The organism is Corynebacterium sp. HMSC062E11, from assembly GCF_001811845.1.
GTDB lineage: Bacteria > Actinomycetota > Actinomycetes > Mycobacteriales > Mycobacteriaceae > Corynebacterium > Corynebacterium hesseae.
In genome coordinates this window covers 51667-73242 of record NZ_KV806797.1, presented here as the reverse complement: position 1 = coordinate 73242, position 21576 = coordinate 51667, and the positions used below count along the sequence as shown (strand labels likewise).

The following is a 21576-nucleotide window of genomic DNA, read 5'->3' as shown; positions in this document are numbered from 1 at the left end:
TCTCAGCGCAGCGAAGTCGCTGCGCACCGGCGACAGAGCGATTACCCTTACGGCATGAATCTAATCTCTCCTCGCGCACTCGTGGCGGCCCTTACGCTGGCGGCTTCTGCGCTGCTGCCCGTCACAGCATCGGCTACACCCGGCACGCCGACCTCCGCCCATCCGATTGACCACCTCGCAGGCGTCTCCGGCGTCACTGCGGAGAAGATCTCCTATGAGTCCACGCTCATGGACGGCTCCCCCACCACCGTCACCGGCGTCATCTACGAGCCTTCCGCTGCCTGGAGCGGCCCGGGTGAGCGCCCCACCATCATCTTCGCACCCGGCACCCGCGGCGCGGGCGACCAGTGCGCTCCGTCCAATGCCACGCAGTCGGTGGGCAACGTCGCGCTGGGTCCGGCCAATCAGGTCACGCTCAATATGAACTACGAGTACGCGCTGTACCAATACGCCGCGCAACAGGGCGTGCGCGTGGTCACGACCGACCTGGTTGGACTCGGCACACCAGGTCACCACACCTATGTCAACCACATCGAGGAAGCACACGCGGTTCTCGACGCCGCCCGCGCCGCCCTCCGCCACGCGAACGCGCCGGCCGATGCCCCCGTGGGTTTTGCTGGCTATTCCCAAGGAGGCGGTGCGGCCGCGGCCGCAGCCGAGTACGCGGAAACCTATGCACCGGAGCTCAACGTCAAGGGCACCTACGCCGGTGCCCCGCCGGCCGATCTTTTCGAGGTCATGAACGCGGTCGATGGCTCCTCCATCGTTCACGTGTTGGGCTATGCCATCAACGGCTATGCGGAGCGCAGCCCTGAGTTTTATAACGAGGTCGTCACCGAGATGAACCCGCGCGGCATGCACTTCCTTGCCAGCGCCGCCCACGCCTGCATTGGTGATTCGATTGCGACGTGGGGCTTTACCCGCACCAGCCAGCTGACCAAGACGGGCGAGTCCTTCGGCGAACTTGTGCGCCGCAAACCGGCTGCCGCCCAGATGCTTGCGGAGCAACGACTGGGCCAGCGTGCCCTCAACGCCCCGATGCTGGTCATGAACTCCCCCACCGATGACCTCATCCCCTACGAGCAAGCTCGCGCGATGGCCGGTAGCTACTGCTCACTCGGCGGCACCGTCCAGTTTGACGCCGCCGACCCCGTCGACGTTCTTCCCCACTCCGGGGCCAACCACGCCGTTGGCATCATCAACTCGGTTCCGCGCGGCGTGGACTATCTGATCGATCGCTTCAAGGATGTCCCCGCACCCTCTAACTGCCAGGCTTCCTAAGACTTAGTGCAAACCACCCAAGGATGAGAATGGCTCCTCGGCCTGGATGTCGTGCAAGGGCACGCGCACCCAAGGCGAATCACTGTGTGCGAGCAGCTCGGTGAGCCGTTGCGATTGATCCTTCATCGCAGCGGTGACGTCGGGCTCACCATCACTCGCCCAGATCATTCGGCCCCACCAGAAACTTGCGGCTACGTCAGCCCACGACACGAAGTAGCGCTGCAGGGTCGCCACGGCCTTGTCCGAAATCTGAAGGAACTCTTCTGGAGAGATCCACCCCAGCTCCGTTGCCGGGCCACCAACAGCGTGAACACGGATTATGTCCCATGCGCGCGTAGTGGTGGGCAGTGCCGGGGCTGCTGCTTTGGCAAAGCCCTCCGAGCGCAACATCCTCACGAGGTAGCGGAACTTATGTTCTCCAAGGCGCGGATCCGCGCCTTGGGCAATAAAGAAGTCTTTGAGGAACTCGACCTTTTCCTCCACTTCCGCATCTAGCTCGCGCTCGGGGACGTTCTTCACGGCGTATGCGAGGGGTAAAACCAGGTCATTTTCCACGTGCTGGCCACCTTCGAGCAGAGCATCAATAACCTGATACGCTTCCTGTGCACCAGTGACCCCCCAGTTTTGCTCGAGAGATGTTTTGTAGTACTTGGCCGCCCTTGCGTTGATGGCCTCAACCCCTAGCGGGGTCGCAAACGCCTTATTGCTCTTGTACGTCATTCCCCAAGAGTGTCGGCGCACCTCATCTTTGCTCGGCGCCGGTTCCGGCCACGGGAACTTTGTAAGGCGGTAGATCCAAGTATCATCAAACTTTGCTGGCGTGAACGTTGAGCTCATACCCACACAACGTACCGAGGTTTCTGGCACGGTTCCGTGGTGCCCCATCCATCACCCCTATGCTGGGGGTGATCTACACCATAATTCAGCGCACCCAGTCACAGTTTTTGATGTGTTGTTAGTCTCGTGTGCATGACAGGACCCCAAATTGCATTGACAGACCGGCCAGATCTCGGTGCTGCGCTTAAACGTGCTGGTGATTCCGAGATTGTGCACGCTGCCGCCGCAGCCGTTGTAGAAGGCCTTGGTGTCGACGAGATTGTGCTGGAAGCCGCCGCCACGAAAGCTAGCGGGGTGGATGGTGCCGCGTTTGTCACCAACCGAAGGATCCTCGTGACCGCCGATAAGAAGGATCCATCTCATTTTGAGTTCCTTGAACTTGACAACCTGGGCAACGTCACAGTTCTGCCCTACCAGGATGGCTGGGCCGTCGTGGCTCAACTCTACAACACATACAAAGTGTGGAGCGGGTTCACGGAAAAGGCCGCGCGTCGCGTGCAGTTTGCCGCCCAGTGGGCCCTGACCGCAGGCCGGGAGGCACGAACGGAGGCCTCGCGCGCGGTGTCTTCGGAGGAGCTTTTTAAGCGGTGGAAAGAAAACAAGCACCGTCTCAATCGCAATAGCTTTGAAGAGCACGTTGAGTCGATGCGCTCCCTGTATTCCGATATTGATTCACGGTGGTGGACTGAATAATGAGCCGACTTGCATACCCGGGTTCGCCCGATCACCTTAACGGGGCGGAAGACACATCACACATCAAAGAAGGCCAGACAGTTGCGGATAATGGCTACCGCCATTTCATCAAGCATGGCGAACTACTAGACCCAGGCGCAGCTTCGAAGAATGCATCAGGCACCGCCTCCACGTCGAACCCCACCGCAGGCACGACAGGTTCCCATACCGATGCCCCGAAGCAAGGCCTCAGTGTAAAGAAGCAGCTGTTGCTCCTTCCGCTAGTAATCGCGGTCATCGTGGTGGTAGCGATTGGTTACGTCGCAGCTAAAGATGCCCTCTTTGGTGACAAGTCTGAGGATTCCGCCGCGCCTGCGCAGCCCGCCGCTGAAGCACCTGCCGATTCCGGGGCTTCCAACGGTGACACCGCCGGCGAGACCGGTGGCGATACTGCTGGCGACGCTCAAAGCGGCCTCACTCCTACCGACCATGCGCCCGAGCCGATTGCTGACTTCGTGGAAGTGTGCACAGATTATGAAGTGATGTTCAGCTACTACGGCGCGGATAACTCCCCTGCCCCAGAAGCGAAGGGCACCAACTGTTCCGTGGATACTACGAAGGCGCCTGAGGTTGGTTATGTAGTCTTCACCGATGATCCTGCTGCCACCGCCGCCGTTCGTGACGGCAAGCCCGTCTTGGACGCCGCTGAGATTCCGGCAGAATCAACGCGCGGTTCCACATTCAAGGCACAGCGATTGGAGGCCATCTTCACTGTTCAGGAGATCCTCGCGGATGATAAGGGAATCGTTGAGTACATGATCAAGAGTGATGACCCTGAAGTAGCAAAGAAAGCTCTGGTAGACCTCGGCGTGGCCAAGTAGAGCTAGAACGCACACTTTTGCCCGCCGCCATACGTTTTCATTTTATTGTCAATAAGCGTTGGTGGTGATAGGCTGAGTGCATGGCACACGAGCACCACGACCATGATCACTCCAGCACGCCGCTGCGCGCGCTCCTGATTGCGCTCAGTATTACCGGCATTGTCTTCTTCGCGGAGCTAATCGGCGGATGGTTGGCGGGCTCGATGGCACTGATGGCGGATGCGATGCACATGCTTTCCGACGCCGCGGGACTCATCATTGCGGTGATCGCAGTGTTGGTTGGGCGGCGCCAAGCATCAGCCCAGGCCACCTACGGCTACCGGCGAGTAGAGGTACTTGCGGCGCTAGCCAACGCAGTAATGGTGCTGGCAATCTCAGTGTGGATTGTCGTCGAGGCGGTGCGCCGCCTGCAGAGCCCGGCCGAGGTACAGGGCAAGGCGATGCTGATCATCGCGGTGATCGGCCTGGTAGCCAATGCGCTCTCGGCGTGGGTGCTGCACCGGCACCGCGAGTCCTCGATCAACGTGGAAGGCGCGTTCTTACACGTACTGGTGGACTTGCTCGGCTCGGTCGCGGTGATCGTAGCGGGCATCGTGGTGCTGACCACGGGATTTGTGGCGGCGGACGTGATCGCCTCTTTAGTCATCGCGGCGATGGTGCTCCCACGCGCGTGGCAGCTCATGCGGTTGTCGGCAAGCGTTCTGCTCGAGCAGGTTCCGGCGGGCTTCGACGCCAGCGTGATCGAACCCGTGCTGCGTCGGGTCGAAGGCGTTGCCGACATCCATGACCTGCACCTGTGGAGCCTGGACGGAGTCAACGTTCTCACGACCGTGCACATCGTGCGCGACGGCACCGTCGACACCGGTCCGCTGTTAGATGCCGCCCAGCACGTTCTGCGCGAACATGGCATCGAGCACTCCACCATCCAAATCGAGCCCCCAGAACACGAATCCCACGAGACAGTGTGCTGATTTTGTTCTAGTTGTGGGCACGCCGCCCACCGGGCCGTCCCGCCCACCGGTCACGCAAAGAAAGCCCCGAACCGCACGGAGTGTCACTCGCATGCGGTTCGGGGCTAATCCTTATAGGCCCAGCGCGGGGCCCAAGTCAGCGCTTAGAGCGGCTGGCCAGCACCGGCACCAGCCGGCGGCGGATTGCCGTCATCACCATCGTTGTTGTGGGATTCCTCGGCGGAGTCGCTACCAGACTCATCGAGGACATCCGGGGTGACGGTGTCAGGACCATCGGAATTCGGACCGTGGGATCCCTCATCGATCTCGGTGGCTAGTTCCTCATCGGCCTCGCGCACGGCGGTTTCCTCGAGCTCCTTGTCGAAGGTGTCCTCCGGCAGCGGGCGCGGACGCGGGGTGAAGGTAAAGGTTGCGGAAGAGTTGTCCTTGGACTCACCATCCCAGCCTTCAACATCCACGGTGATGATCTCACCGGCGCCAATTTCACCGAAGAGGATCTTCTCGGAGAGCTGGTCCTCAATCTCGCGCTGGATGGTGCGGCGCAACGGGCGAGCGCCCAAGACCGGATCGAAGCCACGCTTGGCAAGAAGATCCTTGGCCTTCTGGGTGAGCTCGATGCCCATGTCACGCTCGGAAAGCTGCTTCTCGACGCGTCCGATGAGCAGCTCCACCATCTCGACGATCTGCTCCTGGGTGAGCTGGTGGAAGACCACAATCTCATCGATACGGTTGAGGAACTCAGGGCGGAAGTGCTTCTTCAGCTCGTCGTTGACCTTGTTCTTCATGCGCTCATACTGCGCATCCGAATCATTCTCCGAGGAGCCGGTGAAGCCCAAGCCCACGGCCTTCGAGATGTCCTGGGTGCCCAGGTTGGAGGTGAAGATGAGCACCGTATTCTTGAAGTCCACGATGCGGCCCTGGCCATCGGTCAGGCGGCCGTCCTCCAGCACCTGCAGCAAGGTGTTGTAGATCTCCTTGTGGGCCTTCTCGATCTCGTCGAAGAGGACCACGGAGAACGGCTTACGGCGGACCTTCTCCGTCAGCTGGCCGCCTTCCTCGTAGCCGACGTATCCCGGAGGAGCACCGAAGAGACGGGAGGCGGTGAAGCGGTCGTGGAACTCACCCATATCGATCTGGATAAGGTCATCATCCGAACCGAAGAGGAAGTTAGCCAAGGACTTCGACAACTCCGTCTTACCCACACCGGACGGGCCGGCGAAGATGAAGGAACCGGAAGGACGGCGCGGATCCTTCAGACCAGCACGGGTGCGGCGAATGGCGCGGGACACAGCCTTGACGGCTTCGTCCTGGCCAATGATGCGCTTGTGCAGCTCCTCCTCCATGTTGAGGAGGCGGTTGGATTCCTTCTCCGTGAGCTTGAGAACCGGAATGCCAGTCCAGTGAGCCAGGACCTCTGCGATCTGTTCCTCACCGACCTCAGCGATCTCCTCTAGGTCACCGGAACGCCACTGCTTTTCCTTCTCCGCGCGCTCTTCACCCAGCTTGCGCTCCTTATCGCGCAAGCCAGCGGCCTTCTCAAAGTCCTGGGCGTCGATCGCAGCTTCCTTCTCCTTGCGGACCTCAGCGATGCGGTCATCGACCTCGCGCAGGCCCTCCGGAGCGGTCATGCGCTTGATACGCATGCGGGCACCGGCCTCATCGAGGAGGTCCACGGCCTTATCCGGCAGGAAGCGGTCGTTGATGTAGCGGTCAGACAGGGAGGCCGCCGCCTTCAGTGCCTCGTCGGTATAGGAGACACGGTGGTGTGCCTCGTACTTATCGCGCAGGCCTTTGAGGATGAGGATGGTGTCATCGAGAGAAGGCTCTTCCACCTTGACCGGCTGGAAGCGGCGCTCGAGAGCGGCGTCCTTCTCAATGTGCTTGCGGTACTCATCCAGCGTGGTGGCACCGATGGTCTGCAGCTCGCCACGGGCCAGCTTCGGCTTCAGCAGCGACGCGGCGTCGATAGCGCCCTCGGCGGCACCGGCGCCGACCAAGGTGTGGATCTCATCGATGAAGAGGATGATGTCACCGCGCTGGTTAATCTCCTTGAGCACCTTCTTCAGGCGTTCCTCAAAGTCACCGCGGTAGCGCGAACCGGCCACCAGGGAGCCCAGGTCCAGCGAGTAGAGCTGCTTATCCTTGAGGGTCTCCGGGACCTTGCCGTTGACGATATCGAGAGCCAAGCCTTCGACCACGGCGGTTTTACCCACGCCGGGCTCACCGATGAGCACCGGGTTATTCTTCGTGCGGCGGGACAGCACCTGCATAATGCGCTCGATCTCGGAATCGCGGCCCACCACTGGGTCCAGCTTGCCATCGCGCGCAGCCTGGGTGAGGTTGCGGCCGAACTGGTCCAGCACCAGAGAGTTGGAACGCTCACCGGAGCCGCCCGAGCCGCCACGGCCGCCCTGGCCAGCGCCAGCACCAGCGCCAACCGGGCCGGCACCGCCCTGGGACTGGTTGCCTTCGCCCTCGTTGCCCTCATATCCGGAGAGCAGCTGGATAACCTGCTGGCGAACGCGCGGCAAGTCAGCACCCAACTTGGTCAGCACCTGCGCAGCCACACCATCACCCTCACGGATGAGGCCGAGGAGCAGGAACTCGGTGCCAATGTATTTGTGCCCCATCTGGAGGCCCTCACGCAGCGAGAGCTCGAGGACCTTCTTGGCGCGCGGGGTAAATGGGATGTGGCCTGTGTGCGGCTGAGAACCTTGACCAATGATCTCTTCCACCTCACGGCGGACATCCTCCAGCGAGATGCCCATGGACTCCAAGGCCTTGGCTGCTACACCTTCACCTTCATGGATAAGCCCCAGGAGGATGTGCTCGGTGCCGATGTAATTGTGGTTGAGCATGCGTGCTTCCTCCTGCGCCAAAACGATGACGCGGCGAGCACGGTCAGTAAACCTCTCGAACATTACCTCTTACCTTTCGCTTTAAATGTGTCATCCACTCTAACGCGCGGGGCGGACACTCCATTCACGATTTTTCTCCCCACTTCCCCTAAATCCCCGTTTCCGCAGGCAACGGCACTGTACGCCGGTAGCGAACAGGCAGTAGAAAGCCCGCATCACGCACCAGCCTGCCATGGAGGCTTCATCCCCTTAGAATGAAGAGGATTCTATAAATCTCATCGTCGACTCTCCGCGAAGGATTTCCCCTCACCGTGTCTATGCTCCCAGAATTTTTCACCACCCAGCACCAGCTGCGCCAAAAGGCAGTCTTGGACCAAGGAGCCGACTCCACGCTCTTCCTCGTAGAAGATCCCTCACACGATGAGATGCTCGTGGAAATCTACGCCCCGGAGCACCGCGGCGTACTCCGCCAGTCCGGCATTATGGGGCAGCTACAGCACAGCGCCATCGCACCCATCGTGGGCACAGGCACGATGAACAGCGGTCAGGAATTCTTTGTGCGCCGCAGTCTGCCGGGCGAGCAGCTTTCTAACTTCACCTCCTCCGGCGTTGGCGCGCACCACCTGTCCCGGGAGGAAGCCCTCGCCGTCTTTGCTCCATTGGCAGACGCCACCGATTTTCTGCTCAACAAGGGCCGCGCCAACTACGCCATCCGCGCGCTCAATCCGCGTCGCATCATCCTGACCGATAACCGCTCGAATGCCTTCTTCGCTGCGGTCGGACCAGCCTCAACTAACGAAGCTCCCAACGCAACAGCGAAAGAAGCAATCGACCGCCTCGCGCGCATCGTCGCCGCCGCCTGCCCTTCCTTCCGCGCAGCTGCCGCCTATCCCTCGGCTGCTGCCGTCGTTGATTCGCTGCGTAGCGCGGGCACGACCAGCACGAACACGGCTGGCGCGAATACCAGTGGCACGAACACCGCCGCAACGGGCACACCGCAGTGGCAGCCAGAACAGCCTTACTCCCCCGCCCCGCAGGAGGGGTGGGGAACGCAGCCCCAACCGCAGGTCGCAGCTCCCGCTCCCGCGAAAGGCTCCACCAAGCGCAAGTCGACCTCGAAGAAGAAAGTCTTCGCCGGGCTCGGCGTGGGGCTTCTCCTCTTAGCTCTGATCGGCGGCCTACTGTGGTTCTTCTTGGGGCGGCCGGCGTGGTCCGAGGCGGAGCAGGCGCTTGTCGACGACCACCCGGGACTCATCAGCTCCCGTCCCGGCGGGGAAGGCTTCAGCGGTGCCACCTGCGATGCCCGCGAACCGGAAGATGGTCAGGACGCGAAAATCACCTGCGTTGGTGACGGTGTGGGCTACTCCGTGGCGCGGTACGGGGACGTCGCCAAGCGCGATGCAGCCGCCCCGACGCAGGATGCACAGGAACTGTCCAACGGACAGTGCACCGTGCGCAGCTACGACGTTTCCGACACCGAGCCGGTGTTCTACATGGGCGCCGAGGACTCGACCGACGCCGTTCTCGTGTGGGGCGAGGATGCAGAGGAGCTTCGCCTGAACATGCCGCTGTGCTAATTCACGCGCTTGAGCAGCGGCGCAATCACCGCAATGGCGGTGCCGGCCACGCCAGCGAAGAGGAAAGCCCAGTGCGTTCCCTGTGCCGTCGCTGCGGCTGGTCCCATCCCCGCCGCGACACCGGCCTGGGTGCCGCGCGTGAGGAAGACAACGAGGAAGGCCGTTCCCATCGCACCCGCCAGTTGCTGGAAGGTGTTCATGATGGCCGACCCGTGCGAATACAGCTTCTCCGGAAGCGAGGACAGCGCTGTTGTCATCAACGGCGTCATCATCAGGCACATGCCGAAGGAGAAGAGAACGTGCATGCCCACAACCATCCACACGGCTGAGTTCTCGCCCAAGGTGGCCAAGAGCCACAGGCTGGCCACCATAAACAGCGAGCCCGGAATCATGAGCGGGCGCGGGCCATAGGAATCGAAGAGTCGGCCCACAATCGGGGAAAGAAATGCTTGGAGAATTCCACCCGGCATCACCGCCAAACCCGTGGCAAAGGCGGTGACGCCCAGGGTGGTCTGCAGGTAGATGGGCAAGACCGTAACCATTCCCAGCATCAGGCCGAAGGACAATACCAGGATGAGCACCGCGAGCGTGAAGTTGCGAACGCGGAAGGGGCGCATATCCATTAGTGCACGATCCTCGAGCGCCAGACGCCGCTGCCGGCGGATGAAGACGATGAGCGCGATGACGCCCACCACGGTGACGGCGATGTCTACCCAGGCGCCACCCTGCAGCATCTTTTCAATCGAAGACAAACCATAGATCAGACCGCCAAATGCACAAGCAGAAAGAAGTACGGAGGGACCGTCGAGTGGGGTATCGCGGTTCTCACCCACATCACTCAGGCGCCAGAGACCAGCCACCAGGATGAGAGCGATGAGCGGCACCATGGCCCAAAAAATGACGTGCCAGGTGAAGCGGTTGAGGATTGCCCCGCCGACCGTGGGGCCCAGCGCCGGGGCGACGGAAATAACCACAGAAATAATGCCCATCACCGTGCCGCGGCGCTGCGGTGGGACCAGAGTCATGGCCACGGTCATGAGAGTGGGGATCATCAACGCAGTCCCGCCTGCTTGCAGGACGCGCCCGAGGAGCAGAGCGACGAAGCTCGGCGCAAGGGCCGCCACCACGGTGCCTGCCAGGAAGAACCCGGCAGAGGCGAAGAAAATCTGGCGCGTGGTGAGCCTCTCCAGCAGGTAACCGGTGGTCGGAATGACGACGGCCATGGTGAGCATGAATCCCGTCAACAACCACTGTGCGCTCGTGGCGGGGATGCCATAGTCCGCCATGATGGCTGGTAGTGCGACGGACAGCGAGGTCTCGTTGAGAATCATGACCATCGCTCCCAGCACCAGGATGCTGAGGTTGATGACTACCTTGGAGGGAATCTCAGCGGACATGCGGCCAGCCACACCTTTCTTTTCTCTGCTCTGGGGATACTCGCGCCAACGCTTCCGATGTCAGCGCGCAAGGAGTTTAGAGTACTCGCAAGCTAGCCGGGGATGCCACATGAGCCAGGGCAGCGAGGTTTCCTCGCTCCCCGGCAGGTGGTGGGGTTTTAAGGAATCGTTTCCATGTTGCGGGACGTGATGACCACGACGCTGCCACCGCTATCCAGGCTGCAGCCCAGCAGCCGGTTTTCTGGGGTATCCTCCCACAGTTTCGGCGCACCGTATGCACAGTGTCCTAGGTCAGTCTCGAGGTGGCCACGGCTTCCGCCCTCGCCAGCCTGCCAATCATGGTTGGCGTATTCATCCAACAATTCCATGGCGTCATTGCAATTCGTGCCGTCCTCTTGCACGTAGACCAAACCGGTGTCTTCACCACGCGTGCCGCTCTCACCACACACCGCACCGGTGTTGGCAATGCCATCCGCGTCCGGTTTCGCCGGGAAGGTATCGGAGTAGTACTGTCCATCATCCTTGACGGTGAAGTGGTGCCCGTTCGACTTGACCACGAACTCATTGCCGCTGTGCGCCTCAAAGGTTCCACCGTCAAAGCTCACGGTCTCGCCCTCGTTGAGCGTTTCAACCTCGGTGGGCCTATAGAACTCGATGGCCCACACAGGGAAGAAGCCACGGTCACTGCGGTAGCTCACCGCGTTTGACCTCCAGCTTTGCATGACTGGCCCCGGATAGATTGGCGGATCAGCAAACTCCACCTTGCAGTTTGGGCCGTCAGTCTCTTCGTGAATGAGGCAGAGGACGCGCCCATCAGGGCTCTTGACGGCCGGGATGGGGTTCGGAATACTCGCCCGATCACCGCCGGCCTTAAAGTCCTTCGGATCGCGTTCCTTCAATCCGCCGGGTTTGTCTTTATCGGGCTTGGCGCTGCTCGACGCCGCGGCCTCAGTAGAGCTACTGGAGGCAGACTCAGAGCTAGTGGAGCTGGCTGAGTTCTGTTGAAACTGTGGCTCATCGCCCGCCGGTTCGCTCGTGGAAGAACACGAAGCCACGGCGCAGGCCATGAGGGAGGCAGAAAGGATAGAGAGAAGCTTCTTCATAACAATCATCGTCCCACGAATTAGTGCTGCGCTAGTAGTTATATGTGTATTTCGGAACATCTGGGTGTACAGCGTCGAGAAGAATGACCCGACCATTACCGGACAAATCACCGCAGTGCAGACGGCGTGCATCCGGATCCGGCATGTCAATGTACTCCGGTTCTCGGTAGGAACACTTCCAGCCGTCAAGCTCCAAAATTCCGCGAGAGTTCATTTCTTTGATGTCCCACTCGTAGTTGAAGTACTTGTCCACGATGTCCATTGCAGTCGTGCAATTCGTCCCGTCTGTCTGCACAAAGACTTTCTGACGGCCAAAATTGGTGTCAGCCTCGCCGCAGACGGTACCCACGGGCGCATAGCCATTGGAGTCCGGTTTAAAAGGATAGGTATCCGCCGAAAACTGGCCGCCGTATTTCACGGTGAACTGGTGCCCTTGGGCCTGAACGGTGAATTCATCTGCGCTGGGGGCTTCAAAAACCACACCGTCTATTTCGACCTTCTCGCCTTCCCCCAGCTGCTGCGATGGAACCTGGTCGCCGGCATCCACCACGCCGTTGGGGAAGAAGCCTGCGCCATCTTTGAAGGAAACCATGTTCGCTTCCCATTGCGGGTTCTCGGGGTCAGGCAGGATAGGCGGGTTCTCAAAGCCAACGCTGCACCAAGGCCCTTTAGAGCCCTCAGTCAGAGAACACGACACCCTGCCGTCTGGGCTCCTCACTCCCCAAGCAACCGTGGTCTCATACCTGAACCCAGTGGCGCGGAAGTCCTCGGCATCGCGCTCTTTGAGTCCGGAAGATTGAGAGCCAAACTCCGGCTCGCGATCTGTGGAATCGCTTTCTTCGGCGCTTTCAGAGCTTTGCGCACTGCTTTGAGAACCGGAGGACTCCACAACTTCGAATCGATGGGTTTCCTCGGTTCCTTCATCAGAAGAACACGCAACCAAGCCAGCCGTTACAAGCGGCAGTGTGAGAAGAGAGAGTAGCTTTTTCATGCTTTGTATTTTCCACGCAGGCAGGCTTCTCGCTGAGTGATGTGCGCTGCGGCGACAAACTGGAGGCTGCAAAACAACAACGCACAAGCCTTCAGCTGTGGGGCTGGTGGCTTGTGCGTTGCGCGCGGAATGTGCCGCGGGGTGAGCTCTGTGCGAGTTGGCCTCGGGCCTACTTCTCCGGCTTCACAATCGGGAAGAGCACGGTCTCACGGATACCCAGGCCAGTCAGGGCCATGAGCAGGCGGTCGATGCCCATGCCCGTGCCGGCTGTCGGAGGCATTCCCTGCTCCATGGCGGCGAGGAAGTCCTCGTCCAAGACCATGGCTTCCTCATCACCGCCGGCGGCCAAGCGCGCCTGATCCTCAAAGCGCTCGCGCTGGATAACGGGATCCACCAGCTCCGAGTATCCGGTAGCCAGCTCGAAGCCGCGCACGTAGAGATCCCACTTCTCGGTCACACCCGGCAGGGAGCGGTGCTGGCGGGTCAGCGGAGAGGTCTCGACCGGGAAGTTCTTCACAAAGATCGGGCCCTCGAGCTGGTCCTCGCAGAGCACCTCCCAGATCTCTTCCACCAGTTTGCCGTGGCCCCAGCCACCGTCCTTCGGGACGTCGAGCCCGATGACGTCGGCAAGCGCCTTCAGCTCCTCGACGGTGGAGTCGATGGTGACCTCCGGCTGGCCCGGGAACTTGCGTTGCAGAGCCTCGTTGAGGGAGGGATACATTTCAATCTCCGGCCACTCTTCACCACCGAAGTCATACTCGGTGCCATCCGCCAGAGTAACGGTGGTGGAACCGAAGACCGCACGTGCCACCGACTGGATGGACTCGCGGGTGGTACGGGCGCAATCGTTGTAGTCGCCCCACGCGGCGTAGGTCTCCAGCATGGCGAATTCCGGGGAGTGGGAGCGGTCGACGCCCTCGTTGCGGAAGTTGCGGTTGATCTCAAAGACGCGATCGATGCCGCCGACGACGGCGCGCTTAAGGAAGAGCTCCGGCGCGATGCGCAGGTACAGGTCAATGTCCAAAGCATTGGAGTGCGTTACGAACGGGCGGGCTGCTGCACCGCCGTGGAGGGTCTGCAGCATCGGGGTTTCGATCTCTACGAAGCCCTCATCCTCCAGGTAGTTGCGCAGTGCACGCATGACCTTGACGCGGGTCATGGCATTCTTGCGGGCTTCCTCGCGCACGATGAGGTCGTTGTAGCGCTGGCGCACGCGGGTTTCCTCATTCATGTCAGCGAAGGACACCGGAAGCGGGCGCAAGGACTTCGCCGCCATGGTCCATTCGCTAGCCATGACGGAGAGCTCGCCGCGGCGCGAGGCAATTACTCGGCCGCGCACGGAGATGAAATCACCCAAGTCAACGTCGGACTTCCACGCGGCTAGGCGCTCCTCCCCTACCTCTGCAAGGGACAGCATGGCCTGCACCTGGGTACCGTCGCCATCCTGCAGGGTGGCGAAGCACAGCTTGCCGGTATTGCGCATGAAAATGAGACGGCCGGCGATGGCCACCTCAACGTCAGTCTCCTCACCAGCGCTGAGGTAGGTGACGCCCTCTTCCGCGGCCGGCTCCTCGCCTTCGGCCACCACCTGGAACTGCTGGCGAAGATCCCGCAGGGAGATCGTGCGGTCTACGGTCACCGGATAAGGATCAGTGCCGGACTCCAACAGTCGGGCGCGCTTCTCGCGGCGAATGCGCAGCTGCTCGGGGACGTCAGTAACTTCAGTATTCTTCTTCTCGCTCACGGTTGTCTAGGGTAGTCGATCCCCATACGCTGGCGCGATCCCGGTTCACAGAGAGTTCATCTGGTGGTTAGACAGCATCAACCATGCGGTCATCTCAACCGTATTAACTCATGACGTCCGTTGCGACATCCCCTTGCGCAACCAACGATTTTCGATTTTTGGAGCATCACTTTCATGGCACTCAACGGCCGCAATCTCTTGGCTAACATGTTTACCTCTTCTCGTTCTTCTCTTACCTGCACCTACAAGTGCGGTAATGCCTGTTTCGGCGAATGCGAGAACACCTCCGACAACCCTTACTTCGGCGACCAGTTCTCCCGCCGTACCGCCCTGCGCGCCGGTGGCTTGGCTGTCGTCGCCGTTGGTGGTTCCTCTGCGCTGGCTGCATGCGCTGCTCCGGATGACAACGGGTCTGCGGCTGGCGGATCCTCCAACAAGACCAGCGAGGTAAAGGGCTCTGACATCGAGCTCACCTCCGCCGAGGGCATGCACTTTGAAGCCGTTGAGGCCAATACCAAGGATGAGGTCGTCATCCCCAAGGGCTACGAGCAGTCCGTCCTGATTGCCTGGGGTGACCCGGTCATCGAGGGCGCTCCGGAATTCGACGTCAACAACCAGACCGCCGAAGCGGCGGAGAAGCAGTTCGGCTTCAACAATGACTTCGCCGGCCTCATCGAGCACCCGGATGACAAGAACCGCATGATCTACATGTGCTCGCACGAGTACACCACCGAGCCGATGATGTTCCCGGACTACGATCCGGAGAACCCCACCGAGGAACAGGTGAAGATCGGCTGGGCCGGTCACGGCCACACTATCCTCGAGGTGTCCAAGGTCAAGGGCTCCGGCGAGCTCAAGCGTGAGTTCGGCCCGCTCAACCGCCGCATCACCGCCACCACCCCGTTCACCCTGGTGGGCCCAGCTAAGGGCACTGACCTGGTGAAGACCTCCGCCGACCCGAAGGGTGAGAAGGTCCTGGGTACCCTCAACAACTGCTCCGGCGGCGTGACCCCGTGGAACACCATGCTCTCCGGCGAAGAGAACTTTGATCAATACTTCGCCGGCGGCGACATCAAGGATCAGAAGGCTGCTGAGTCCTTGAAGCGCTTCGGCATCGAGGAGGGCCCGTCCGACCGTAAGTGGGAAAAGTACGATGACCGCTTTGATGTGACCAAGGAGCCGAACGAGCCGAACCGCTTTGGCTGGCTCGTGGAGATCAACCCGCTGGACCCGAAGTCCACCCCGATCAAGCACACCGCAGTGGGCCGCTTCAAGCACGAGGCCGGCAACATCCACATCACCAAGGATGGCACCGTGGTGTGCTACTCCGGCGATGACTCCCGCTTCGAGTACGTCTACAAGTTCGTCTCCACCAAGAAGTACAAGGAAGGCGATCTCGAGCACAACATGACCATCCTGGACCACGGCACCTTGTACGTGGCCAAGATGGAGGGCAACTCCCCGGAGAAGGAAATCGACGGCTCTGGTGTCCTGCCGGAGGACGGCGCTTTCGATGGCAGCGGCGAGTGGGTCAAGCTGCTGACCTCCGATACTGAGAACAACAAGTTCGAGTCCCACGTGGACGGCATGTCCGCCGAAGAGGTCGCCGTCTTTACCCGTGAGGCCGCCGACAAGGTGGGCGCCACCAAGATGGACCGCCCGGAAGACGTCCAGGTTCACCCGGAGACCGAGAAGGTCTACATCGCGCTGACCAACAATAAGTACCGCGGCGCCACCGGCGAGAACGCTAAGAAGAACAAGGAAGACGCCAAGGAATGGGCTCCGGTCAAGGAGAACAAGAACGGCCTCGTCATGGAGCTCGAGGATGACCACGCCGGTGAGAAGTTCACCTGGAACCTCTTCCTAGTCTGCGGTGACCCGCGTGAGGCCAGCACCTACTTCGGTGGCTTCGACAAGGAGAAGGTCTCCCCGATTTCCTGCCCGGATAACCTGGCCTTCGACAACCACGGCAACCTGTGGATCTCCACTGACGGCAACGCGCTGGACTCTAACGACGGCCTCTACGCCGTGACCACCGAGGGCGAGACCCGCGGCGAGCTCAAGTGCTTCCTCACCGTCCCGGCGGGCGCGGAGACCTGTGGCCCGATCGTCGACGATGACCGCGTCATGGTCAACGTTCAGCACCCGGGCGAGTCTGATGACGCCACCTTCGACAAGGCCACCTCCCACTGGCCTGATGGCGGTAAGTCCACCCCGCGCCCGGCCGTGGTTGTGGTGTGGAAGAAGGGCGGCAAGATCGGTACCGAATAAGGCACCGACGCTGCGTAGTGCGCACTCTTAGGCGGTGCGCAGCTGCGCCTCCAGCACCTCCTGTGCGAAGTCCCACAACGGGGTTGCAACCCCAGCTTTGACGCCCATGCGTCGGATCGCTCCGACCTGGGCGTCTAATTCGTTGGGCAATCCTTCCTTGATATCGCGCTGCATTGAGGACGTGCTGTCCGGGTGCTGCTGGCGGGCAAACTCCATGGTCTGTTCCACCACGTTCTCTGGTAGCTCCACGCCGAGTGCGCGCCCAACGGCCTCAACTTCCCGCATGAAGGCCTCGAGCTGGCCGGGGATTTCCTGGCAGAGGTACCCAATCGGTTTGTCCACCAAGGTGCCTAGAGTGCCTGTCGGGGTGACGAACATGGCTTTCGACCAGACGTCGACAAGCGCGGCGTCGTGGAACTTGCTGGAGGCCCCAGACTTTTTCAACGCGGCCGCCAGCTCCTCGCCCGTACGGCGCAGCGACTCCGGCGCCTCAGCACTCAGCGGACCAAAAGCCAAAGCCAAGGGCCCTGGGTTGCGCTTGATCTGCGCCGGCTCCAGGCGCGTGGCATAGACGCGAGCGACACCGGCGAGGATGTTTTCTTCCCCGAATTCCTCGGCCGCCAGGTACGGAATCTCGACCGAGTTGTGCGTGGTCACCACCGGGATTCCCTGCAGGGCCTCGCGGTCCTCCGCGCTGCCAAAGGTCTCGTTGCCCGGCAGCGCCTTCGAGGCAATAATTGCCACATCCAGCCCACCCAAGAGTTCTTTGACCTCAGCAAAGGTGTGCGCAGCCGGGACCTTTATAACTTCGGTGGTTGTGGGTTCTGTGTGGGCGTCGATCAGCGTCACGCCCGTCTCCCCCAGAACCCGCAAGGTCTCACCGCGAGCGACGAAGGCGACGTCGTGGCCCGCTGCTTTCAGTTTTCCGCCAAAGTATCCGCCGATAGCGCCGGCTCCCAGAATTCCAATCTTCATGTCTCCAACCTAACTGGTGGAGACCTGCGCCACAGACTTTTATCCGCACTGCTCTAGATTACGGAAGCCAATTCCCAACGGCACACCTGCATTATCGATGAGCCGCACCCCACCCACGGTAGCGGCGATAAAGAGGCGGGCATCGCCCTCTGCGGGGGCCTCACCCAGGTCGCGTCCGCGCAGCTCGACGTACTCCGGCTCCACGTTTGCTGCGGCCAACACTTCACGTGCCACGCGCACAACCTCTTCGGCTCCGGACTCCGCCGCGTACGCACCGGCGGTGAGTGCCGCCGACAGCGCGCTGGCTTGCTCGCGGGCCTCCGGTGCGACGTCCGCGTTGCGCAGGCTCATCACCACTCCATCCGGCATGCGTACCGAGGGCACGCCCTGCACACGCGCCGCGATGTGGAGGTCCGTAAAGGCCTGCTGGGTGGCCACGAGCAGCTCGTAGTCCTTCTCCCCCATGAGCACATCGCTGGGCCCCAAAGCACAGGTCAGCGCCACAATGCGGGTCAGCTCCGCGCTCACGTCCTCCATGCCGTGGTCGGGTGCGAGGATCCGCGTGCGCTGGCTCTGCTCGCCGTAGCGCCACACCACATCAACACCGTCGAGGGCAGAGATGTCCGTCTCCGGGTCCACAGCCACGACCACGATGCCGCCGCGCACGCGCTGCGCCGCTTGCACCAAGGCAAGGTGCCCCGCATGAATATCGCGGCCCAGCGGCACGAGCACCACGCGCTTGCCCGTCTTGCGGTAGGCGCTGCCGACCATGCGGATGCGCTCGATATCCTCCACTAGGAGTTGTTCTGCCACGGCGCTTCCTTTCTGACTGCCCACAGTTCCAATTCCTCAATCCTCTCCTGCTCGCCCACCATGCGGGCGACGTCACGGTAGTTGCGCGCCATGCCCAGCTCCACGGCGGCCGGGTAAGCATCGATAATGTCCCCGGTATCCAGGTCGGGCACGTGGCTAGGAAAATCATCGATGATCTTCGCCGCAAGCGCCGCCCTACTGTGCAACGCCCAGAGCATCTCCGCGTAGTACATCCGCGCGGCACGCTCAAGGCGCTGCTCCTCCGGCAGGTGTTCCGGGGTCATATGAATCTCCGTCAGCAGCAGCCCGATGACGGTGTCTGTCACCTCATCGAGGGTGCTTATCGCACACGATTCCCAACCCATGGGTGCGGCGGCTATGGTCAGGCAGCCTCGCGTCTCTAGTTCATCGAGCGCCTCCACGCCGGCTAACAACGAGGTATGGATGACTATCTGCCTGGGGCGAACGTGCTTGGCGACGTCCCCCACAGCCCCCTCCAGCTCCCGAGCCGTCACGGCGAGAAGCAGCGCATCGAAGCGGTCCAACTCGGAGGGGTCCTCAAGGCTCTCGATGGTGTGGCCGGCCCACTCGAGGCGCCGTGCGAAGTTAAGGCCGGCTCGGGAGTTACCCCAGACCGCCACCCGCATGCGTGGTGCCTGCATCTACTTCTTGTCACCCTTGTTCTGCTGCTTCCTGCGCGCCATGAGCTCCGCCACGGAGACCGCGCCCTCGCGGTGCTCATCGCTGCGGCGGCGGCCACGGGTGCTGGGCTGTGCGGTGTCAGCCTCCGGCTTGCGGTGGCGGTGGTGCGGCTGCGCGGGGGCAGGGTTCGACTTGACGTGCTGCCCGCCCGCGGCGCCCTGGTTCCACTGCACGGCTTGGAAGCTATCGGTCTTGAACTCCGGCGCCTTTGGCTGGGGCTGTGGCTTCTCAGCCTTCGGCTGGGGTTGAGGCTTCGGCTGCGGCTTCTGTTGTGCCGCCTGCGGCTGAGGCTGCGTTTCGGTCATTGGGCGAAACGCCGAGGGACGGTTCTGAGAAGGCTGCGGCGCGCCGAAGGGCGATGGGGCTGGGCGGGCGCCCTGCTGTTCTGCGGATTTCCCGGCGGGCTTCGCGGCGGGCTGCTCGGCTGGCTTCGGAGTGGGTTGCTGAGCAGGCTTCGCGCCTGGCTCCGCAGCCGGCTGCTGGGCGTTAGCACGGGCATTATCCGCCAACAGGTTGTCCAGCGGGTTGCTCACCGGGTGGCTCGGCTGCGAGCCGAGGCGGCCTGCCACGGCGTCGGCAGACGGCGCGCCGCCGGACTTCTGGGTGAAGTTCACGGTGGGCGCATCGCCGCGCTCATCCACGCTCGCGCCACCGGCCTTGCGCTCCAGCTCCTGGATACGGCGGGCCTCCGCGTACAGGGCGGCAGGTTCGTAGACCCACTCGCGCCCCGAGATCTCCTCGATTTGGGCGCGGATGGCCTCCAGCTCAGAACGGATCTCCGCCAGGACCTGGCTGTTGTCTGCTGTGGAAGATCCGGAGGCGGTCAGCGAGGAAGCGGCATGGGCGCGCTCCACCGCCAGAAGCTCGTTGGCTTCATGGGCCTGACGGCGGTAGCGCACCACCAGGAAGAAGCCCAGAACCGCGGCCCACAGGGAGGCGAGCAAGGCGATCTTCAGCGCATTCGCCGAGCCCGAAATCAGCATGACCAGGCTGGCAATGACCGCGAGAATGACCAAGACGATGAGTCCGATGGAACCGGCGTCCGTCTTCGAACCGGACTGGGAAGACTCCACCGACGTTGGCGGCTGGGAGTCCGGCTGTACAGAAAACTGGGTCGTCGGGCGATCATCCGGGGCCGACTCGTGCTGGGGCTCAGGGGCGTGGTTCGGACTCGTCATGCCCACTAACTTACCGCTTGTGCACCATCAGATGGAGGTGGCACCTCGCAGTGTCGCTCCAACACCACTCCGGCAACGCACATCGCGGCACCACCCAGCGCTGAGGTCACCACCCCGGCCAGGTCACCGGCCGCAGCAACGAGCTCGCCGGCGCGCGGCACGACATAGACCGCCATTCCCGCATAGGCCCCGCCCACGATGGCGCCGGTCCACGCGGAGGCTTTACCGACGAGCAGGAATTGTGCGATGGTCATGGGATTCAGCTGCGAGCTATCCAGGCCGATGCCATGCTCATCGTCCTTGGCGCCGCGCACCTTGAGGGTCAACAGCACGCAGACCAGCGCCATGGCCCACAGGGAAATTGACACCGTCGCCGGAATGGCCAGCATTGAGCCATAAAAGCGGGTGGTGAGGATGGCGGCCGCTGCGGCCACGAAGAGGGCCACGCCGACGAGCGCGCTGATCGACGTCCTCTTCATCGCCTACCCCACTTCCTTCACCGCTGCGACCTCGTCCTCATCGAGACCCGCGATGAGCTCGCGCACCGGGGTGCCGTTGAGCTGTGCATGCTCATCCGCAGCCAACCACGGCACGAGCACGAAGGCGCGCTCGTGCGCATAGGGGTGCGGGAGGGTGAGCTCCGGATCATCGGAGGTCACGCCGTCTACCTGCACGATGTCCACGTCCAAGGTGCGCGGACCCCAGTGCCGCACGCGTACGCGCTCGGCGGTCTCCTCCAACTTCTGGCCGCGGCGCAGCAGCTTCAGCGGAGTGCAGTCCACGTCCACGATAAGCACTGCGTTGAGGAATTCATCTTGGTCGGTCACGCCCCACGGCGGGGTGGCATAGACCGGGGAGGCCGCAACGGTCTCGGCGGCGAATTCATCGAAAACGGTCTGTAGGAGCGCGCGGCGGTCCTCCATGTTGGAGCCGATGGACAAGACAGCGCGCATTAGCCTGCCATCCGCTTCCGGGAGCGGCGCGCTACGACGGCGACGTCTGCAAAGGTGCGCGGGATGGGTGCCTTCGGCTTGTGGATCGTCACCTCGATGGCGTGGAGGATCTCGAAGCGCTTCATCGCGGTCTCGGCGACTTCAGCGGCCACCGTTTCGATGAGATCGCGGGAGGGGCCTTCGACGATGTTTGCGGCGACGTCGGCAAGCTCGGCGTAATTCACCGTACGGGACAGGTCATCCTCGATGCCCGCGGTGTCCAACCAACATGTGACGTCCACGATGAAGGGCTGCCCCGTCTTCTTCTCTTCCTCGAAGACTCCGTGGTAGCCAAAGCATTCCAGACCGGTGAGCTCGATGCGATCCGCCATG

The 21576-nt window shown here is 62.0% G+C and carries 19 protein-coding genes; 6 read left to right on the top strand and 13 right to left on the bottom strand.

Features of this window, described 5'->3' with window-relative positions:
- Positions 1 to 54: 54 nt before the first annotated feature.
- On the top strand, positions 55 to 1281 hold the full coding sequence (locus tag HMPREF2822_RS06860) for a lipase family protein (RefSeq protein ID WP_070522772.1): 1227 nt from the start codon (positions 55 to 57) through the stop codon (positions 1279 to 1281).
- Between the two features lie 3 nt (positions 1282 to 1284).
- Here the strand turns inward: HMPREF2822_RS06860 and HMPREF2822_RS06855 are convergent, their stop codons facing one another.
- Positions 1285 to 2001, bottom strand: a complete 717-nt coding sequence (locus HMPREF2822_RS06855) for a DUF1266 domain-containing protein (protein ID WP_232755617.1) — start codon at positions 1999 to 2001, stop codon at positions 1285 to 1287.
- A gap of 249 nt (positions 2002 to 2250) precedes the next feature.
- Between HMPREF2822_RS06855 and HMPREF2822_RS06850 the strand changes: the two genes are divergently transcribed.
- The 3 genes from HMPREF2822_RS06850 to HMPREF2822_RS06840 all read left to right on the top strand — a co-directional run bounded on the left by HMPREF2822_RS06850 (position 2251) and on the right by HMPREF2822_RS06840 (position 4642).
- Positions 2251 to 2811: a hypothetical protein gene (locus HMPREF2822_RS06850; protein ID WP_070522766.1), complete on the top strand. Its 561-nt coding sequence runs from the start codon at positions 2251 to 2253 to the stop codon at positions 2809 to 2811.
- Entirely contained in the window at positions 2811 to 3671 is an 861-nt protein-coding gene (locus HMPREF2822_RS06845) for a hypothetical protein (protein WP_070522763.1), read from the top strand. The genes HMPREF2822_RS06850 and HMPREF2822_RS06845 overlap by 1 nt, the downstream gene beginning before the upstream one ends.
- An 80-nt stretch (positions 3672 to 3751) precedes the next feature.
- Entirely contained in the window at positions 3752 to 4642 is an 891-nt protein-coding gene (locus HMPREF2822_RS06840; protein WP_070522760.1) for a cation diffusion facilitator family transporter, read from the top strand.
- Between the two features lie 143 nt (positions 4643 to 4785).
- Here HMPREF2822_RS06840 and HMPREF2822_RS06835 read toward each other — a convergent pair whose 3' ends face one another.
- Positions 4786 to 7563: an ATP-dependent Clp protease ATP-binding subunit gene (locus HMPREF2822_RS06835; protein WP_070522758.1), complete on the bottom strand. Its 2778-nt coding sequence runs from the start codon at positions 7561 to 7563 to the stop codon at positions 4786 to 4788.
- 254 nt (positions 7564 to 7817) lie between these two features.
- On the opposite strand from HMPREF2822_RS06835, the gene HMPREF2822_RS06830 reads away from it, so the two are divergent.
- Positions 7818 to 9077, top strand: coding sequence for a serine/threonine protein kinase (locus tag HMPREF2822_RS06830; protein ID WP_070522755.1), 1260 nt, complete (start codon positions 7818 to 7820; stop codon positions 9075 to 9077).
- Here the strand turns inward: HMPREF2822_RS06830 and HMPREF2822_RS06825 are convergent.
- From HMPREF2822_RS06825 to lysS, 4 genes are all read right to left on the bottom strand, one after another.
- Entirely contained in the window at positions 9074 to 10474 is a 1401-nt protein-coding gene (locus HMPREF2822_RS06825) for an MDR family MFS transporter (RefSeq protein WP_070523012.1), read from the bottom strand. The two genes, HMPREF2822_RS06830 and HMPREF2822_RS06825, sit on opposite strands and share 4 nt — an antisense overlap.
- 158 nt (positions 10475 to 10632) lie before the next feature.
- A complete protein-coding gene (locus HMPREF2822_RS06820; RefSeq protein ID WP_070522753.1) occupies positions 10633 to 11577 on the bottom strand; it encodes a hypothetical protein in 945 nt (314 codons plus the stop codon).
- Between the two features lie 31 nt (positions 11578 to 11608).
- Positions 11609 to 12568, bottom strand: coding sequence for a hypothetical protein (locus tag HMPREF2822_RS06815; protein WP_070532267.1), 960 nt, complete (start codon positions 12566 to 12568; stop codon positions 11609 to 11611).
- Between the two features lie 169 nt (positions 12569 to 12737).
- Entirely contained in the window at positions 12738 to 14312 is a 1575-nt protein-coding gene (gene lysS / locus HMPREF2822_RS06810) for a lysine--tRNA ligase (RefSeq protein ID WP_070522747.1), read from the bottom strand.
- Between the two features lie 174 nt (positions 14313 to 14486).
- Between lysS and HMPREF2822_RS06805 the strand changes: the two genes are divergently transcribed.
- On the top strand, positions 14487 to 16583 hold the full coding sequence (locus HMPREF2822_RS06805) for a PhoX family protein (RefSeq protein ID WP_070522744.1): 2097 nt from the start codon (positions 14487 to 14489) through the stop codon (positions 16581 to 16583).
- Between the two features lie 27 nt (positions 16584 to 16610).
- On the opposite strand, the gene HMPREF2822_RS06800 is transcribed toward HMPREF2822_RS06805, so the two are convergent.
- From HMPREF2822_RS06800 to folB, 7 genes are read right to left on the bottom strand one after another with little or no spacing between them, the layout of a single operon-like run.
- On the bottom strand, positions 16611 to 17558 hold the full coding sequence (locus HMPREF2822_RS06800) for a 2-dehydropantoate 2-reductase (protein WP_070522741.1): 948 nt from the start codon (positions 17556 to 17558) through the stop codon (positions 16611 to 16613).
- Between the two features lie 39 nt (positions 17559 to 17597).
- Positions 17598 to 18371 (bottom strand): pantoate--beta-alanine ligase, encoded by a 774-nt coding sequence (locus HMPREF2822_RS06795; RefSeq protein WP_369815756.1) that lies wholly within the window; start codon positions 18369 to 18371, stop codon positions 17598 to 17600.
- Positions 18353 to 19033: a 6PGD fold domain-containing protein gene (locus HMPREF2822_RS06790; RefSeq protein WP_083304495.1), complete on the bottom strand. Its 681-nt coding sequence runs from the start codon at positions 19031 to 19033 to the stop codon at positions 18353 to 18355. The genes HMPREF2822_RS06795 and HMPREF2822_RS06790 overlap by 19 nt, the downstream gene beginning before the upstream one ends.
- Positions 19034 to 20251, bottom strand: coding sequence for a DUF6779 domain-containing protein (locus HMPREF2822_RS06785; protein ID WP_070523001.1), 1218 nt, complete (start codon positions 20249 to 20251; stop codon positions 19034 to 19036).
- Positions 20252 to 20256: 5 nt separating this feature from the next.
- Positions 20257 to 20730: a DUF3180 domain-containing protein gene (locus HMPREF2822_RS06780; protein WP_070522739.1), complete on the bottom strand. Its 474-nt coding sequence runs from the start codon at positions 20728 to 20730 to the stop codon at positions 20257 to 20259.
- 3 nt (positions 20731 to 20733) lie between these two features.
- Positions 20734 to 21204 carry a 2-amino-4-hydroxy-6-hydroxymethyldihydropteridine diphosphokinase gene (gene folK, locus HMPREF2822_RS06775; protein WP_070522736.1) on the bottom strand — a complete coding sequence of 157 codons (471 nt, stop codon included), beginning with the start codon at positions 21202 to 21204 and terminating at the stop codon, positions 20734 to 20736.
- Positions 21204 to 21575, bottom strand: coding sequence for a dihydroneopterin aldolase (gene folB / locus HMPREF2822_RS06770; protein WP_070522732.1), 372 nt, complete (start codon positions 21573 to 21575; stop codon positions 21204 to 21206). Before folB ends, folK begins: the two co-directional genes overlap by 1 nt.
- Between the last annotated feature and the right edge of the window lies 1 nt (position 21576).